General features: G+C 65.6%; 13 protein-coding genes. 8 read left to right on the top strand and 5 right to left on the bottom strand.

Going from position 1 to position 16,024, the window contains the following annotated elements:
- Positions 1–114: 114 nt before the first annotated feature.
- Together POF53_RS19850 and POF53_RS19845 are read left to right on the top strand one after the other, a co-directional pair.
- Entirely contained in the window at positions 115–540 is a 426-nt protein-coding gene (locus POF53_RS19850; protein ID WP_234560659.1) for a DcrB-related protein, read from the top strand.
- Positions 541–564: 24 nt separating this feature from the next.
- Positions 565–1,044 (top strand): hypothetical protein, encoded by a 480-nt coding sequence (locus POF53_RS19845; RefSeq protein WP_498969100.1) that lies wholly within the window; start codon positions 565–567, stop codon positions 1,042–1,044.
- On the opposite strand, the gene nirD is transcribed toward POF53_RS19845, so the two are convergent.
- The 3 genes from nirD to POF53_RS19830 all read right to left on the bottom strand — a co-directional run bounded on the left by nirD (position 1,037) and on the right by POF53_RS19830 (position 8,198).
- Positions 1,037–1,405, bottom strand: coding sequence for a nitrite reductase small subunit NirD (gene nirD / locus POF53_RS19840; RefSeq protein WP_498969098.1), 369 nt, complete (start codon positions 1,403–1,405; stop codon positions 1,037–1,039). The genes POF53_RS19845 and nirD overlap by 8 nt on opposite strands.
- A complete protein-coding gene (gene nirB, locus POF53_RS19835; RefSeq protein WP_232855776.1) occupies positions 1,405–3,957 on the bottom strand; it encodes a nitrite reductase large subunit NirB in 2,553 nt (850 codons plus the stop codon). The genes nirD and nirB overlap by 1 nt, the downstream gene beginning before the upstream one ends.
- A 260-nt stretch (positions 3,958–4,217) precedes the next feature.
- Complete coding sequence (locus POF53_RS19830; RefSeq protein WP_498969096.1) at positions 4,218–8,198, bottom strand: bifunctional nitrate reductase/sulfite reductase flavoprotein subunit alpha; 3,981 nt, start codon at positions 8,196–8,198, stop codon at positions 4,218–4,220.
- A gap of 319 nt (positions 8,199–8,517) precedes the next feature.
- On the opposite strand from POF53_RS19830, the gene POF53_RS19825 reads away from it, so the two are divergent.
- The 6 genes from POF53_RS19825 (at position 8,518) to POF53_RS19800 (ending at position 11,932) form a co-directional block, all read left to right on the top strand.
- Positions 8,518–8,721, top strand: coding sequence for a ParD-like family protein (locus tag POF53_RS19825; protein ID WP_050703975.1), 204 nt, complete (start codon positions 8,518–8,520; stop codon positions 8,719–8,721).
- 8 nt (positions 8,722–8,729) lie between these two features.
- Entirely contained in the window at positions 8,730–9,497 is a 768-nt protein-coding gene (gene map, locus POF53_RS19820) for a type I methionyl aminopeptidase (protein WP_498969121.1), read from the top strand.
- Positions 9,498–9,689: 192 nt separating this feature from the next.
- Positions 9,690–10,412: a BamJ family beta-barrel-assembly machinery protein gene (bamJ, locus tag POF53_RS19815; protein ID WP_050703977.1), complete on the top strand. Its 723-nt coding sequence runs from the start codon at positions 9,690–9,692 to the stop codon at positions 10,410–10,412.
- Positions 10,413–10,691: 279 nt separating this feature from the next.
- Complete coding sequence (locus tag POF53_RS19810; protein ID WP_050703978.1) at positions 10,692–11,132, top strand: YkvA family protein; 441 nt, start codon at positions 10,692–10,694, stop codon at positions 11,130–11,132.
- Between the two features lie 90 nt (positions 11,133–11,222).
- A complete protein-coding gene (locus POF53_RS19805) occupies positions 11,223–11,567 on the top strand; it encodes a helix-turn-helix domain-containing protein (RefSeq protein ID WP_203647798.1) in 345 nt (114 codons plus the stop codon).
- Complete coding sequence (locus tag POF53_RS19800) at positions 11,564–11,932, top strand: hypothetical protein (RefSeq protein ID WP_050703980.1); 369 nt, start codon at positions 11,564–11,566, stop codon at positions 11,930–11,932. Before POF53_RS19805 ends, POF53_RS19800 begins: the two co-directional genes overlap by 4 nt.
- Before the next feature lie 59 nt (positions 11,933–11,991).
- Here the strand turns inward: POF53_RS19800 and POF53_RS19795 are convergent, their stop codons facing one another.
- Both POF53_RS19795 and POF53_RS19790 read right to left on the bottom strand, forming a co-directional pair.
- Positions 11,992–13,749: a bifunctional diguanylate cyclase/phosphodiesterase gene (locus POF53_RS19795; RefSeq protein WP_498969092.1), complete on the bottom strand. Its 1,758-nt coding sequence runs from the start codon at positions 13,747–13,749 to the stop codon at positions 11,992–11,994.
- Between the two features lie 108 nt (positions 13,750–13,857).
- Positions 13,858–15,939 carry a carboxy terminal-processing peptidase gene (locus tag POF53_RS19790; protein ID WP_498969090.1) on the bottom strand — a complete coding sequence of 694 codons (2,082 nt, stop codon included), beginning with the start codon at positions 15,937–15,939 and terminating at the stop codon, positions 13,858–13,860.
- Positions 15,940–16,024 lie beyond the last annotated feature (85 nt).

Raw genomic sequence — 16,024 nt, 5'->3', positions numbered from 1 at the left:
TGCGGGCCAGACCTGCAACGTCTGGGTGATCTTCGTCACTGGGCGGCGGTTCCTCCCTTGCAGGCGAAGCCCCGAACCTTTAGCGTGTGCCGCTTCGATGCATGGAGCAGCGCTATGGCCGCCTACCTGACCCAGGACCTGGTCCTTGAACTGGGCGATGAAACGCCCGAAGACACCACCATGAACATGCTGACCTTCCGTCAGCGTGGCACCACCCTGGTGATCGCCCGCAGTCCGCTGGCGGCCGGGCAGACGCTGGAGGCGCTTTACCAGCAGCAACTGGCGCAGTTGCGTGAGCGCCTGGGGGCGGTCATCAGCGAACCACAGCCGGTCAGCGCAGGCGTCGATCATGGCATCCACGGCCTGGAAGTCAGCCTGCAGTTCAAGCGCGGCGAAGTGGTCTCGTACCAGCGTCAGTTGGCCTACGCGCCAAGCGGGCAGGCCCGTTTCGTGGCGGTCAGCTATAGCAAGGAAACACCGCTGGAGGCGGTTGATCTGGCCCATTGGGAAGCCATCAAGGCAGGCTTGCGGCTGAACTGACCCGGGCTGATTCGAGGCTGTAACATGATCGACCTGGAACAAACGCTCGAGCGGATCGGGCAGACTCGATTCTTCGATAATCTGGGCAAGCCCGACATCCACGATCCGCAGGTGATTCTCATCGCCTCGGTCGAGGCGGTGTTCGTGACCCCCTCGGACCAGGCGTTCCAGGGCTTGTACGATGCCACTCAGTGGCTCCCCACCTCGCCGGGCGAAGACGACCCGTACTACCCGCGGCAAGAGTCGCCCAAAGTGCTGAGTGAGCAGCGCATGGCGCTGAACAGGGCAGTGATGGCCGCCACCCGCACGCTCGACAAGGCGCCGTTCACCTGCCGCCCGCACGACTTCAGCGAGGCCGCTCGCGGCGGCGCGGCCTTCGCGTTCCGTCAGTACGCCACCGAGCAGTTCTTCGGTCTGGGCGATCACTGGCGTCGGGTGGTCGACCTGTACCTGGCCGGGCACTGGCCGGTTGGGCATGCCCCCGGCAAACTGATTGTTATCTGAGCCTTTGTCCCAGTTCGACCGTCATCCCACGGATACGCACAGGCCACACCGGCAAGCGCTGTGTCGGATCTTCCAGGCAGTTACCGTTTTGCAGGCAGAAATGTTGCTTGTACAGCGGTGCCGCTACCACCACGGTTGCTCCCAGGCTGCCCACCAGCCCACGCCCGATGATGTTCGCGCCCGAGCGTGGGTCACGGTTGCCGACGGCGTACAGCTCCCGCCCGTGTCCAGGCAGGTAGAACAACGCCACCTGCTTGCCCTCGTGCCACACCACCACCCCGGAGTCGGCGACCAGGTCGCTGGCCTGGCACACCGCCTGCCAGCGGATTTCACTTGCTAAAGCCGTGTTGGACAGGTTCATCACATTGCTTCCTCGTGGGTGGGAATCAGCTGAAGCGGCGCGGCCGGTCGGCGTTGGCCACGCTCGCGCACGAAGTGCACATCCGGATCGGCGCGTTGGTCGTTGACAAAGGTGCGGAAGCGCTTGAGCTTTTCCGGATCGCCCAGGGCGTTGGCCCATTCGCATTCGTAGCGGTCGACCACCAGTTGCATCTGTGCCTCGAGCTCGGCGCCCAGGCCCAGGCTGTCGTCGATCACCACCTGCTTGAGGTAGTCGAGCCCGCCTTCGAGGCCCTCGCGCCATACCGAGGTGCGCTGCAGCTTGTCGGCGGTGCGGATGTAGAACATCAGCACGCGGTCGATCAGCCGTACCAGGGTCTCGTCGTCGAGGTCGGTGGCGAACAGTTCGGCGTGGCGCGGGCGCATGCCGCCGTTGCCGCACACGTACAGGTTCCAGCCCTTGTCGGTGGCGATCACGCCGATGTCCTTGCTTTGCGCCTCGGCGCATTCGCGGGTGCAGCCGGACACCGCGAACTTGAGCTTGTGCGGTGAGCGCAGGCCCTTGTAGCGATCCTCCAGGCGCAGCGCCATGGCCACGCTGTCCTGCACGCCATAGCGGCACCAGGTGCTGCCGACACAGGATTTCACCGTGCGCGTCGACTTGCCGTAGGCGTGCCCGGTCTCGAAACCGGCGGCGATCAGCTCGCCCCAGATCAGCGGCAGTTCATGCAGCTGGGCGCCGAACAGGTCGATGCGCTGGCCGCCGGTGATCTTGGTGTAGAGGTCGTATTTCTGCGCCACCTGGCCGATCACGATCAGCTTTTGCGGGGTGATTTCGCCGCCGGGAATGCGCGGCACCACCGAGTAGGTGCCGTTTTTCTGCATGTTGGCCATGAAGGTGTCGTTGGTGTCCTGCAGCGGCACCAGCGCCGGGTCCATGATCGGCTGGTTCCAGCACGAGGCGAGGATGTTGCCTACCGCCGGCTTGCAGATGTCGCAACCCACGTGGCCCTTGCCATGGCGTTCGAGCAGCTCGCTGAAGGTGCGGATGCCCTCCACCCGCACCAATGCGTAGAGTTCCTGGCGGGTGTAGGCGAAGTGCTCGCACAGGCTCTTGTCTACCGTCACGCCACGGGCGGTCAGTTCGTGTTCGAACACCTGCTTGAGCAGGGCTGCGCAGCCACCACAGCCGCTGGCGGCCTTGGTACAGCCCTTGACGGCGGCAAGGTCGGCGCAACCACTGTCGATGGCGGCGCACACCGCGCCCTTGCTGACGTTGTGGCAGGAGCAGATGGTCGCGCTGTCGGGCAGCGCATCGGCGCCCAGGGCCGGCGCGCCACCGCCTTGCGGCAGGATCAGCGCGGCCGGGTCGGCCGGCAGGGCGATGCCGTTCTGGGCATACTGCAGCAGGGTGTCGTAGTAGCTGTTGTCGCCCACCAGCACCGCGCCGAGCACCTGCTTGCCGCTGGCATCCACCACCAGCCGGCGGTAGGCGCTGTTGGCCTCGTCGATGAAGCGGTAGCTGCGTGCGCCGGGCGTGGCGCCGTGGGCATCGCCGATCGAGCCGACATCCACGCCCAGCAGCTTGAGCTTGGTCGACATGTCGGCGCCGGTGAAGTCGTCTGCCGCCTCGCCCAGCAGCCGCGCGGCCAGGTTGCGCGCCATGGCGTAGCCGGGGGCGACCAGGCCGAACACGCTGCCATTCCACGACGCGCACTCGCCGATGGCGAAGATCCGCGGATCACTGGTCTTGCACTGGTTGTCGATCACAACACCTCCGCGCGCGGCGATCTCCAGGCCACAGGCCCGGCCCAGGGCGTCCTGTGGGCGAATGCCGGCGGAAAAGACGATCAGATCGGTCTCCAGGTGTTCGCCACCGTCGAAGTTCATCCGGTAGCGGTACTGCTCGCCAGCGCTGATCGACTGGGTCGCGCGGGACAGGTGCACGCCCACGCCGAGGGCCTCGATCCGTGCCTTGAGCGCCGCGCCGCCTTCGCTGTCCAGCTGTACCGGCATCAGGCGTGGGGCGAATTCCACCACATGCGCCTCCAGGCCCAGGGACTTGAGGGCGTTGGCCGCCTCGAGGCCGAGCAGGCCGCCACCGACCACCACGCCACGCCGGGCATCCGCGGCGGCGGCGCGTATCGCGTCGAGGTCCTCGAGGGTGCGGTAGACCAGGCGCGCATTGCCGCTGGAGCCTTCGATCGGCGGCACGAACGGGTAGGAGCCGGTGGCCAGGATCAACTGGTCGTAGCCCAGGCGCCCCTCGGCGGTGAGCAGTTCCTGGCGCTCGCGATCGATGTCCAGCACCGCTTCGCCCAGGTGCAGGTGCACGCCGTGGCGGCTGTAGTAGTCCGGGGCGCACAGGGCCAGGGTCTCGGCGCAGCTGCCGGTGAAATACTCCGACAGGTGCACCCGGTCGTAGGCGCGCTGGCGCTCCTCGCCGAACACATGCAGCTCGAAGTGTGCCGTGGCGCCGCGTTCGATCAACTGCTCGACGCAGTGATGGCCGACCATGCCATTGCCGACGATGACCAGTCGTGCTCGTTGTGCCTCGTTCGCTGTTGCCTGCATAGCCGATCCTCGATCACGGAAAACGAAAAAGGCGCCTGGAGCCGAAGCTCCAGGCGCCTTTGCCTGTACTCATCAGTGTGAGGCCCCTGTTGACCGCCGTTGGTCGTTGGGGCTGTTGTGCATTGGGTGAAGCAGGGAGTGTGCCAGGCTTCCGGTCATCGCGGGGCAAGCCCGCTCCCACAAGGGTTGCAGCTTTGGGCGTGTGCTGGCCAGGTGGTGCGGCCGCACAAGCAGGGTGCAGCCCTCACCACCTTGGTGCATCAATACACATCCCGCCGGTAGCGCTTGTCCCGCCCCAGCCCTTCGACATACGCCGCTGCCGCGGCCTCGTCCAGGCCGCCGTGCTGCGCCACCACCTGGCGCAAGGCCGCATCCACATCCCGGGCCATGCGCTGGGCATCGCCACAGACATACACATGCGCGCCGTCCTGCAGCCAGCGCCACAGTTCGGCGCCCTGTTCCAGCAGGCGTTGCTGCACATAGATCTTCTGCGGCTGGTCGCGGGAGAACGCGGTGCTCAGGCGCACATGGCCCTGTGCTTCCCAAGCCAGCAACTGCTCGCGATAGTAGAAGTCGTGCTCCTCGTGCTGCTCGCCGAAGAACAGCCAGTTGCGGCCAGACGCAGCGCGTTCCCGGCGTTCTTCGAGAAACGCCCGGAAGGGCGCGATGCCGGTGCCGGGGCCGATCATTACGATGGGCGTGCCGTCGTCGTCGGGCAGGCGGAAGTGTCTGGATGGTTGGGCAAAGATGGCCACTTCGACGTCCGCAGCACGGTCGGCGAGAAAGGCCGAGCAGACCCCCTTGCGTTCACCGTAGCGCACTGTGGACACCGTCAGGTGCACCTGCCCGGGATGCGCCTTGGGGCTTGAGCTGATCGAGTACAGCCGCGGCTGCAAGGGCTTGAGCAAGGTCAGCCAACGGCTCAGTGGCCATTGCCGGGGAAACTCGCGCAGCACATCGGCCAGTTGCCGGCCCCATAGCCAGTCCTTGAGCGCGGTCTTGCACTCAGGCTGCAACAACTGTTGCAGAGAGGGTGCGTTTTCGCTGAGCGCTTCGAGCTGTCGTGGCGTGACACGGGCAATCTCCAGATGCCGTTCCAGCGCCAGGCTCAGGGGCATCGGCGTCTGACCTTCAAGCTCGACCACGGCCTGGCCATCGAGTTGCATCAGGCTGAGCAGCTCCTGGACCAGCGCCGGGCAGTTGCGCGGCCACACGCCCAGGGCATCACCGGGCTGATAGTCCAGGCCGCTACTCGTGAGGTCGAACACCAGTTGGCGGGTTTCCTTGGTCGAGCCGGGGCCGTTGAGCAGGCGGTTCTGCACCAGGCGCGCAGGCCATGGCTGGTGCCTGCCGTGAGATTCGGCGGTTGCTGGTGCCGATGTCGCGGGGGTGTTTGTGCCGAGGGCCGCCAGCAGGGCCTCGAGCCACGCACTGAATGCGGCATCGAAATCCGGCTCGCAGTCGACCCGCTCCAGCAGGCGCTGGCCGCCCAGTTCCGCCAGGCGCTGGTCGAGCTTGCGACCGAAGCCGCAGAACTGGTCGTAGCTGGAGTCGCCCAGGGCCAGTACCGCATAGGGCAGCTTGACGCAATCGACGTCGCCCGCGCCCTGCAGGGCCTGCCAGAACGAGGCGCCACTGTCCGGGGCGTCGCCGTCGCCGAAGGTGCTGGCAATCAGCAGTACGCTGGCGCAGCCGCGCAGTTGCGCCGGGCTGACACCTTCCATGCTGCTGAGCTCCACCTTCAGCCCTGCCTCGCGCAGGCGTTTAGCGCAGCGCTCGGCCAGCGCCTCGCCGTTGCCGGTCTGCGAGGCCCACAGCACGCGATGGCAAGGTAATCCTGCCTGTGCCTGAGGCTGGGCGAACAGCCCCGCCAGCAGACCATCGACGAACAGGCGTCGGGGCGGCGCCAGCGGTGCGTTAGCCGGCAGGCTTGGCACGCCTTCGGCCCGCGCCTGTTGCAGGCCGAGCAGGAAACCTTGCAGGTAATGCCGCTCCTCCTCGGCAAGCACCGGGGCAGGCTGTGTCTCCAGGCCCAGCAGGCGGGCGAGGGTGGCGGTCGGCATGGTGACGGGCTCCGAAGGAATGGCGACGTTCAGGTCGAGGGCCTCGATGCGTTCGCCCGCGACCCGTTCGAGGGTCACGGCGCAGTACTTGAAGGCCGGTTGCAGCGAGGTGGGGTCGACGGCGTCGCTGGTCAGCGCGTTGATCGCCAACTGCTCGCCGTACAGGTCATTCCAGTGGAACGGCGCGAAGCAGCCACCAGGCAGCACCCGGTTGCTGAGACGGGCCGGCAGCAGCGCCTGGCCACGGCGTGAACGGATTGCCACCTGGTCCTTGTCGCGGATGCCCAGGCGCCGGGCATCGTCGGGGTGGATCTCGACAAAGGGGCCGGGCTCGAGCCGGTTCAGGCTCGGGACCTTGCCGGTCTTGGTCAGGGTGTGCCACTGGTGTTGCACGCGGCCGGTGTTGAGGACAAAGGGGTAGGCGTCGTCCGGCAGCTCGGCGGGCGCCAGCCAGGGCCGCGCATGAAAACGCGCCTTGCCGCTGACGGTCGGAAAGGCCAGTGCCGCTGGCTGGCCGTGTTCGTCGTTGCGATAGCGCAGCGGGCTGCGGTCATCCTCGCGCCCCGGCGCGCAGGGCCACTGCCGGGGGCTGGCGCGCAGTCCGGCATAGTCGATGCCGCGCAGGTCGTAGCCGGTGTCCGGGTTATGGAAGTGGCGGATCTCATCGAACACCGCCTCGGCGTCGGGGTAGTCGAAGGCATGCGCGTAGCCCAGGGCACAAGCGATGCGCGCGATCAGGCGCCAGTCTTCCAGGCTTTCGCCGGGTGGCTCGACGGCGCGGGGCATCAGGGTCAGGTTGCGCTCGCTGTTGATCATCACCCCTTCACCCTCGGCCCACAGCGCCGCCGGCAGGAGAATGTCGGCGTAGCGGTTGGTCTCGGTGTCGAGGAAGGCGTCCTGGCTGATCACCAGTTGCGCCTGGTTCAGGCCGTCGATCACCTGCTGGCGGTTGGCGACGCTGGCCACCGGGTTGCTGCAGATGATCCAGCAGGCCTTCACCTCGCCGCTCTTGAGCTGTTCGAACAGCGCCACGGTGCCTTCGCCGCCCTCGCTGCGCAACGTGCCGGGCGCCAGCTGCCATTGCCGCTCGACGAAGGCGCGGTGCGCCGCCACCTGTGCCGAGCGTTGGCCCGGCAGGCCCGGCCCCATGTAGCCCATCTCGCGGCCGCCCATTGCGTTGGGCTGGCCGGTCAGCGAGAACGGCCCGCTGCCGGGGCGGCAGATGGCGCCGGTGGCCAGGTGCAGGTTGCACAGGGCATTGCTGTGCCAGGTACCGTGGATGCTCTGGTTCAGGCCCATGGTCCAGCAGCTCATCCATTCGTCGGCCTCGCCGATCAGGCGGGCGGCTGCGCGGATGTCGGCCTCGTCCAACCCGGTGATGGCCGCGACCCGCTCCGGGGTGTAGTCCGCAAGAAACGCCGGCAGGTCCTCCCAGCCCTCGGTATGGCGGGCGATGAAATCCGCGTCGGTGTGGCCGTTGGCATGCAGCAGATAGAGAAGGCCATTGAGCAACGCCAGGTCGGTGCCCGGACGCAGTTGCAGGAACAGGTCGGCCTTGTCGGCGGTGGCGCTGCGTCGGGGGTCGACGACGATCAGCCTGGCCCCGGCCTTGAGCCGGTCCAGCAGGCGCAGGAACAGGATCGGGTGGCAGTCGGCCATGTTCGCGCCGATCACCAGGAACACCTCGGCACGCTCGAAATCCTGGTAGCTGCCCGGCGGTCCGTCGGCGCCCAGCGACTGTTTGTAGCCGCTGCCGGCACTGGCCATGCACAGCCGTGAGTTGGACTCGATATGGCGGGTGCCGATGAAGCCCTTGGCCAGTTTGTTGGCCAGGTACTGGGCTTCCAGCGACATCTGCCCGGACACGTACAAGGCCACGGCATCCGCGCCATGGATGTCGATGATCGCGCGCAACCGCGCGGCGGTTTCGCTGATGGCCGTGTCCAGGCTGCGGCGCGCCGGCTGCTGGTTGCGCTGGTCGCGCACGAAGGCGTGGGCCATGCGCCCGGCCTGCAGCGGCACATGGGCACTCTGGCCCTTGGTGCACAGGCGGCCGAAGTTGCTCGGGTGCTGCTTGTCGCCACTGACCTTGACCACCTTGCCATCGCTCATGTGCATGACGATGCCGCAGCCGACCCCGCAATACGGGCACACACTGCGCACTTGGCTGTCGCTCATCGGCAATCTCCTGCTGATGAAACGACAAAGGCGCCGGCTGCCCGGCCTGCAAATGGCAAGCGGGGCAACACGGCGCCTTCGTCGTGATGGGAGGGGACCATCGGCGTTGATGGTCTCGATGCCATATGGGGCAGCAAATCCCGGGCCATGTCATCGCGGGGCAAGCCCGCTCCCACGCCCCGCAGGTGAGCACGCGTGGGCGCGGGCTTGCCCCGCGATGGGCGTGCACCGATACGGGGAGCCACGCACCAGCGGATGGCACATGCAATTGGATGAGTATATGATTCACATACGTTTCATATATGCGAGTAACTGCACCATGGGCATCGTCAAGATCTCCGACGACCTCCACGAAGACCTGCGCGTGGCCAGCGCCGCGCTGTCGCGTTCGATCAACGCCCAGGCCGAGCACTGGATCCGCATCGGCATGCTGGCCGAGCTGCACCCGCAAGCGACCTACCAGGAACTGCTGCGCCAGTTGCTGCGCCAGGAACAGGCCAACCTCAAGGAGTTGCTGCAATGAGCAAGGTCATCCTCAAGGACGCCGCCGAGCTCAAGCTGATGCGCAACGCCGGCCAACTGCTCGCCCGGGTGTTCGCCGACCTCGACGGTTTCATTCGCCCCGGGGTGACCACGATGCAGATCAACGACCGCGCCGAGGCCTTCATCGTCGAAACCCTCAAGGCCCGGCCGGCGAGCAAGGGCCAATACGGTTTCCCCTATTCGCTGAACACCTCGGTGGACCATGTGGTCTGCCATGGCATGCCCAAGGTCGACGAGGTGCTCAAGGAAGGCTCGATCGTCAACGTCGACATCACCCTGGAGCAGGGCGGCTACATTGCCGACTCGTCGAAGATGTACTGCATCGGCCAGATCGGCGACGAGGCCAGGCGCCTGGTCGACACCACCTATGCCGCCTTGTGGAAGGGCATCGAGCAGGTGCGCCCCGGCGCGACGCTCGGCGATATTGGCCATGCCATCCAGGCCCACGCCGAGGCCGCCGGTTACAGCGTGGTGCGCGAGTACTGCGGGCACGGCATCGGCCGGCAGATGCACGAGGCGCCGGAGGTGCTGCACTACGGCCAGCGCGGCCAGGGCATGCCGCTGCAAGCGGGGATGGTGTTCACCATCGAGCCGATGATCAACCAGGGCGGGCGCGGCACGCGCGGGTTGCGCGATGGCTGGACGGTGATCACCCGCGACCACAGCCTGTCGGCGCAGTGGGAACACACGGTGGCGGTGACCGAGGGCGGATTCGAGGTGCTGACGCTGCGAGAGGAAGAGCAGCGGGTTGTATGAAATTCTTCCGGCAACACGCCCTTGAACCGTCAATACTGGCCATTGGCTTCAAGCGCCGAGGATGAACAACCTTTCACCCAGGAACTTCCTGCGCGCAACCCGCTCTTATGTCGGTAGCCATTGGTCGCGGCCGCCTGCTAAGCTCGCGGCTTTACCCTGATTGCCCTCATGGCGCATGAACAAGGAAATTACATGAAACAGCATCGTTTGGCGGCCGCGGTTGCCCTGGTAGGCCTGGTCCTCGCGGGCTGCGACGCCCAGACCAGCAGCGTCGAGCTGAAGACTCCGGCACAGAAGGCCTCCTACGGTATCGGCCTGAACATGGGCAAGAGCCTGGCCCAGGAAGGCATGGACGACCTGGACTCGAAAGCCGTCGCCCAGGGCATCGAGGACGCGGTAGGCAAGAAAGAGCAGCGCATCAAGGACGAAGAGCTGGTCGAAGCCTTCACCGCCTTGCAGAAGCGCGCCGAAGAACGCCTGGCCAAGGCCAGCGAGGAAGCTGCCGCCGCCGGCAAGAAATTCCTTGAGGAAAACGCCAAGAAGCCTGGCGTGATCACCACCGCTTCGGGCCTGCAGTATGAAGTGGTCAAGAAGGCCGACGGCCCGCAACCCAAGCCGACCGACGTGGTCACCGTCCACTACGAAGGCAAGCTGACCGACGGCAAGGTCTTCGACAGCTCCGTCGAGCGCGGCAGCCCGATCGACCTGCCGGTCAGCGGCGTGATCCCGGGCTGGGTCGAAGGTCTGCAACTGATGCACGTCGGCGAGAAGTACAAGCTGTACATCCCGGCTGAGCTGGCCTATGGCGCCCAGAGCCCGAGCCCGCTGATCCCGGCCAACTCGGTCCTGGTCTTCGACCTGGAACTGATTGCCATCAAGGATCCGGCCAAGGCCGACCAGGCACCGGCCAAGTAATACCCGGCCCGTTGCAAGAAGACGCCCCGTTTCGACGGGGCGTCGTCGTTTTCAGTCCGGCTTGACGCGAACCGTCGGCGTCATTCACTGTCGCAAGCAGTAGCCGCGCAGACACGGGTGCCGGTGTCGCAAAACGTTTGCGCGATTGAAACGGTTGTGTAAAAAACGCCCGATTCGTACCTGGCCCTTGCCCGGCGGGCACCACGCGGCGCCAATGTCGCCCTGTTCACAAGGTTATCCACAATAAATGTGGATAACCCCTGCTCCTCTGGAGGTCCCATGAGCGCACCCTGGAATTTCGCCCGCTTCCTGCCCTTGGCCGAGCGCCTGCTCAGTCGTGGCCGGCTGCCGGCCCTGTTGTTCGCGGTGGCCCGCAAGGGGCCGAAGCTGGGCCAATTACGCGAGGACCTGCGCCTGATGCAGGCGCTGTGCCTGGCCTGGTGGCGTGGCGAGTACCGCGCCGTCAGCCCCAGGGCGCTGGTGACCATCGTTGCCGGGCTGCTGTATTTCGTAAGCCCCCTGGACGCCATCCCCGACTGGTTGCTGGGTGTCGGCCTGCTCGATGACATCGCCGTGCTGGGCTGGGTGCTCAAGACCGTGGCCGATGAGCTGGGCCGTTTCAAGGCCTGGCGCGATGCCCAGTCGCCGGAACGGCTGCGGGTGGTCGAGCGCCTGCCTGATACTCCCGAGGCCCTGCGCCTTGAGCGTCCTGGCAGCTGATTCCGCACAGACCCCCGAGGTTGGTAATATAATTGGCATAAGGGTTATGCCTACGGATTACATGCCGTAATCCAACGTCAAGGGGGTTGTATGGGTATTCAGGTCATCAGCCGGGACGGTCAGCCCGAGTACGCAGTGGTTCCCTGGGAGCAATATCAGAAGTTGCTGGCGGCCGCAGGCCAGGCGCCGGCCGTAGCTCCCGACTCAGTCAGTCACAACGAGAGCACTCAACCGAGCGCCAGCCAGTCCTCCCTGGACCAGCTGGCGTCCTTGCGTCAGGCCAAGGGCCTGGCCCCGGAGCAACTGGCACGCAGTGTCGGCATCAGCCCGGCCTACCTGGCGATGATCGAGTCCGGGGAGCGCCGCCCGGACGCTGCGATCCTGCGCAGCCTGGCCTGGCACCTGGGCGTGGCCGGCTGGAGCGAGCCGTCATGAGCCAGGTCAGGATCAGCCGTCAGCAGTGGCAGAGCCTGCTGACCGAGCTCGACCTGGCCCGCCGTCAACGCCACCTGCTCACCTACCGTGCGCTGCTCGAGCGTCTGCAATTGCCCAGCCCGGCCATGCAGACCCTGACGGCGGCCCTCGAGTACCTGGCGACGCTCGACGCCCGCGCCGAGCAGCCGCTGCGCAGCTCGCTGGTGATCAGCCAGGGGGCCAGTCGCCTGCCACGCACCGGGTTCTTCGAGTGCGTCGAGCGCCTGGGGCGGTTTTCCGGACCGGTGGATGGCATGGAGGCGGCATCCTGGCATGCCTCGGAAGTGGTGCGGGTGTTCGAGTATCGCTACCCGGAAGAAGCCTGAAATCGGGGCTGTAGGCTGGATTGCGGGAGCCGGCTTGCCGGCGAAAGGACCGCATAGCGTTAACTCAGCACAGTCGTATCGATCAGGCTCAGGCCTGAGCCACCGCCATCCTTGGCCTGGCGCTTGGCCTGGGAGGCGAGTTCGGCCAGTTGACCGGCATCCAGCCCGTCGCTGCTGTCGGGCTCCAGCCAGACCACGCCGATCGACAGTGACAGCAAGGCGAACGTCTCCCGCTGCCCCTGACGGTTGTGGGCGATGAAGCAGCCGGCCTCCAGGTGTTCGCTACGGTAGAAGCGCCGGCATTGCCGGCCAAAAGCCTCCAGCAGCAATTGCAGGCGCTCGCGCCAGTCCGCCGAACCCAGCACCAGCATGAAGTCGTCGCCGCCGATATGGCCGACGAAATCCCGGCTCGGATCGACGCAGTCGTTCAGGCACTGGGCCAGGCACAACAGCACTTCATCGCCTCGGGCGTAGCCATAGATATCGTTGAAGGGCTTGAAACTGTCGATGTCCACGTAGCACACAGCTGCCTTGCGCTGCTGCAACAGCAGGCGTGCCAGGCACTGCTGGATCGGCACGTTGCCCGGCAGCAGGGTGAGCGGATTGGCGTGCCTTGCCTGCTGGATCTTCTGCTCGGTGATCAGCTTGAGCACGTCGATCACCCGCCCAAGCCCCAGGTAACGCCCATTCTGGGTGATGATGAAGTCTTCCTCGATACGCTGGCGCGCACGGCTGGTAAGCAGGCGGCTGACCTGCTGCAGCGACTGGCCGCGCTCGACGGCGAGAAAATCCTGGCTCATCAGGCGGCTGATCGGCTTGCGCGCGAACAGGTCGGTGCCGAAAGGCTGGAGCAGGACGTCGGCGAGCGAGTGGCGGTGGACGATGCCACAGGGGCGACCTTGCTCGTCCAGCACGGCGAGGGAGTTGAGGTTGGCCTGTCGACGGAAAGCGTCGAGCACCTGCTGCGTGGCGGTGTCGAGGGTGACCGAGGGTTGCTGGATAAGCAGGGCGCTGAGGTCGCGGCTGTCCTCGCACAGCGCAACGCCCGAGCCTGTCACTGGGGGCGGCAGGCCGAGGCTGTCGCCTGCTGGAAACTCCTGAGGGCGGCCGAGCAGGTAGCCCTGGACCAGGGTCACCCCCATGTCGCCCAGCACTGCCAGCTCCTCGGCCAGTTCGATGCCCTCGGCGATCACCTGGGCGCGGGAGGCACGGGCGATCTGCAGGATGGAGCCGACGAACTCGCGCTTGAGCGGGTCCTGGTGGATGCCATCGATGAAATGACGGTCGATCTTCACATAGTCCGGGCGCAGCTCCGACCACAGGCGCAGGCTCGAGTAACCGGCGCCCAGGTCGTCCAGGGCAATGGAGAAACCCATGTCGCGGTAGTGGTGCAGGGCGTTGTACAGCAGCTGGAAGTCTTCGGTAGGCGTCTGCTCGGTCAGCTCGATGACTACTCGGCTGGGTGCCAGGCCGACCTGTTCGAGCATTTTCAGGGTGCGCCCGGACGGGTAGTCGGGCTCGACCAGGGACTCGGGCGAGACGTTGAGGAACAACAGGCCCGGAAGGTTCAGCTCGCTGAAACGGCGGCAGGCGGTTTCACGGCACAGCACCTCCAGTTCGGCGAGGCGGCCGGCCTGGCGGGCGATGGCGAAGAGGTTCAGCGGCGAGTGCAGTGGGCTGTTGGACGGGCCGCGGCTCAGGGCCTCATAGCCGAGGATACGCCTTTCAGAGAGGCAGACGATGGGTTGGAACAGACAGTGGACGCTGCGTTGAGCCAGGATGGCGCTCAATGCGCTGAGCTGTTCGGTGACGGTCATGGACTGCTTCCTGAAGTGAAAAAGGCCGGACGCTTGCACGTCCGGCCCTTACATTTCACGACAGTCCGGTGACTGTTTGATGACAGGTCACATTATTTCGCCATCATTTCAGTGCTTGGCCACCGACGTGCTGAGGCCCAGATAGTCGAGCAGGATGCGACCGGTCTCGGACAGGTAGGCATCGTCCTCTGGCTTGGTGTCGTCCGGCTCGGCAGGCAGGGCGTCCTCGTCTTCCTTTTTAAGTTCCTTGAGCGGCTCTTCACCCTTGGCCTTGCGGCGGATGTTCTCCAGTGCCAGCTGCTTGGCCTCGATCTCGTCGTGGCGGGCGCGACGCTGTTGCTCGTTGAGGCTGACGGTCTTCTCGTTCATCAGCTTCTGGGTCAGCGCCAGGCGATCGCGGATGTAGACGAACTCGGCATCCTTGTCGCTGCGCGCCTCATGCTGCGCCTTGAGCTGGGCCAGGAACGGCTTGAACGGATCGGAAGCCGGCTTGACCACCGGGCGGATGGTGTCCCATGGCATGGCCTCGGGCAGCGCGCTTTCGCCGATTTCCTTGGTATCGATTATCGACGGGTAGGCGATGTCCGGCAGCACGCCCTGGTGCTGGGTGCTCTGCCCGGAAACCCGGTAGAACTTGGCCAGGGTCAGCTTGAGCTCACCATGGTTGAGTGGCTGGATGGTCTGCACGGTACCCTTGCCGAAGGTCTGGCCGCCGATGATCAGCGCGCGGTGGTAGTCCTGCATGGCACCGGCGAAGATCTCCGAGGCCGAGGCCGACAGGCGGTTTACCAGCAGCGCCAGCGGGCCTTTGTAGAAGGCGCCCGGGTTCTCGTCCTCGAGCACGTCGACACGGCCGTCGGCGTTGCGCACCAGTACGGTCGGGCCCTTCTCGATGAACAGGCTGGTCAGCTCGGTGGCTTCCTGCAGCGAGCCGCCACCGTTGTTGCGCAGGTCGATGACCACGCCGTCGACTTTTTCCTTCTGCAGCTCGGTGAGCAGCTTTTTCACGTCGCGGGTGGTGCTCTTGTAGTCCGGATCGCCGGCGCGATAGGCCTTGAAGTCCAGGTAGAAGGCCGGGATTTCGATGATCCCCAGCTTATAGTCACGCCCGTCCTGCTTGAGCTTGAGCACCGACTTCTTCGCCGCCTGCTCCTCGAGCTTGACCGCTTCGCGGGTGATCGAGACGATCTTGCTGGTCTGGTCGTTCGGCGCGTTGCTGGCCGGAATGACTTCCAGGCGCACCACCGAGCCTTTCGGGCCGCGGATCAGCTTGACCACCTCGTCCAGGCGCCAGCCGACCACGTCGACCATTTCCTTGTTGCCCTGGGCCACGCCGATGATCTTGTCTGCCGGGGCGACCTGCTTGGTCTTGGCGGCAGGGCCTGCCGGCACCAGGCGCACGATCTTGACCTGGTCGTTGTCACTCTGCAGCACCGCGCCGATGCCTTCGAGCGACAGGCTCATGTTGATGTCGAAGTTCTCGGCGTTGTCCGGCGACAGGTAGTTGGTGTGCGGGTCGTAGGACTGGGCAAAGGTGTTGATGTAGGCCTGGAAGATATCTTCCGCACGGGTCTGGTCCAGGCGCGCCAGCTGGTTCTTGTAACGCTTGATCAGGGTTTCCTGGATCTGCTTGAGCTCCTTGCCGGAGATCTTCTGGCGCAGCACCTCGTCTTTCACGCGCTTGCGCCACAGGTCGTCGAGCTCGGCCTGGTTCTTCATCCAGGGCGCGTCCTTGCGGTCGACCAGCAGGTCTTCCTTGGCGCTGAAGTCGATCTTGTCGACGCCTTTGTTCAGCTCGCCCAGGGCATAGTCCAGGCGCTGCTTCACGCGGTCCAGGTAGCGCTTGTAGATGGTGAAGCCGGGTTCGAGGTTGCCGCTTTTGAGGAAGTCGTCGAACTGGGTCTTCCACTTGTCGAATTCGGCGATGTCGGCCGCGGTGAAGTAGCTGCGCGACGGGTCGAGCAGCTTGATGTAGCTGTCGTAGATGATGACCGAACGGGCGTCGTCGAGCGGCGGCTTGCTGTAGTGGTGGCGCTTGAGCAGCTCGACGATGTTGAGGCTGGCCACGACCTCGTCGCGGTCCGGCTGCAGGCTGTCCCACTTGTTGGCGGCGGCCGCATTGCCACCGAGCGTGAGGCTGCCCAGGCCGATCATGAGGGCGAGGGCGGTGCTGGGGAGGAAATGCTTCATGCTGATTCGACGTGGAGGCAATTGATCACGCATAGTAGGCCGTCTTTTCCGTTCGCCGGTTCCATCGGAGCCGGACGCATACTGC

The organism is Mitsuaria sp. RG (assembly GCF_028369275.1).
In the GTDB taxonomy this organism is placed as follows: domain Bacteria; phylum Pseudomonadota; class Gammaproteobacteria; order Pseudomonadales; family Pseudomonadaceae; genus Aquipseudomonas; species Aquipseudomonas peradeniyensis.
Note: the sequence above shows the minus strand (reverse complement) of the source record. Positions and strands in the feature narration are given on the sequence as shown.

What these genes read in the sequence shown, in the direction of transcription:
- POF53_RS19810 (WP_050703978.1), top strand. Translation starts at nt 10,692, where the DNA reads ATGAGCGCACCCTGGAATTTCGCCCGCTTCCTGCCCTTGGCCGAGCGC.
- POF53_RS19845 (WP_498969100.1), top strand. Translation starts at nt 565, where the DNA reads ATGATCGACCTGGAACAAACGCTCGAGCGGATCGGGCAGACTCGATTC.
- bamJ (WP_050703977.1), top strand. Translation starts at nt 9,690, where the DNA reads ATGAAACAGCATCGTTTGGCGGCCGCGGTTGCCCTGGTAGGCCTGGTC.
- POF53_RS19850 (WP_234560659.1), top strand. Translation starts at nt 115, where the DNA reads ATGGCCGCCTACCTGACCCAGGACCTGGTCCTTGAACTGGGCGATGAA.
- POF53_RS19805 (WP_203647798.1), top strand. Translation starts at nt 11,223, where the DNA reads ATGGGTATTCAGGTCATCAGCCGGGACGGTCAGCCCGAGTACGCAGTG.
- POF53_RS19825 (WP_050703975.1), top strand. Translation starts at nt 8,518, where the DNA reads ATGGGCATCGTCAAGATCTCCGACGACCTCCACGAAGACCTGCGCGTG.
- nirD (WP_498969098.1), bottom strand. Translation starts at nt 1,405, where the DNA reads ATGAACCTGTCCAACACGGCTTTAGCAAGTGAAATCCGCTGGCAGGCG.
- POF53_RS19795 (WP_498969092.1), bottom strand. Translation starts at nt 13,749, where the DNA reads ATGACCGTCACCGAACAGCTCAGCGCATTGAGCGCCATCCTGGCTCAA.
- nirB (WP_232855776.1), bottom strand. Translation starts at nt 3,957, where the DNA reads ATGCAGGCAACAGCGAACGAGGCACAACGAGCACGACTGGTCATCGTC.
- POF53_RS19790 (WP_498969090.1), bottom strand. Translation starts at nt 15,939, where the DNA reads ATGAAGCATTTCCTCCCCAGCACCGCCCTCGCCCTCATGATCGGCCTG.
- POF53_RS19800 (WP_050703980.1), top strand. Translation starts at nt 11,564, where the DNA reads ATGAGCCAGGTCAGGATCAGCCGTCAGCAGTGGCAGAGCCTGCTGACC.
- POF53_RS19830 (WP_498969096.1), bottom strand. Translation starts at nt 8,198, where the DNA reads ATGAGCGACAGCCAAGTGCGCAGTGTGTGCCCGTATTGCGGGGTCGGC.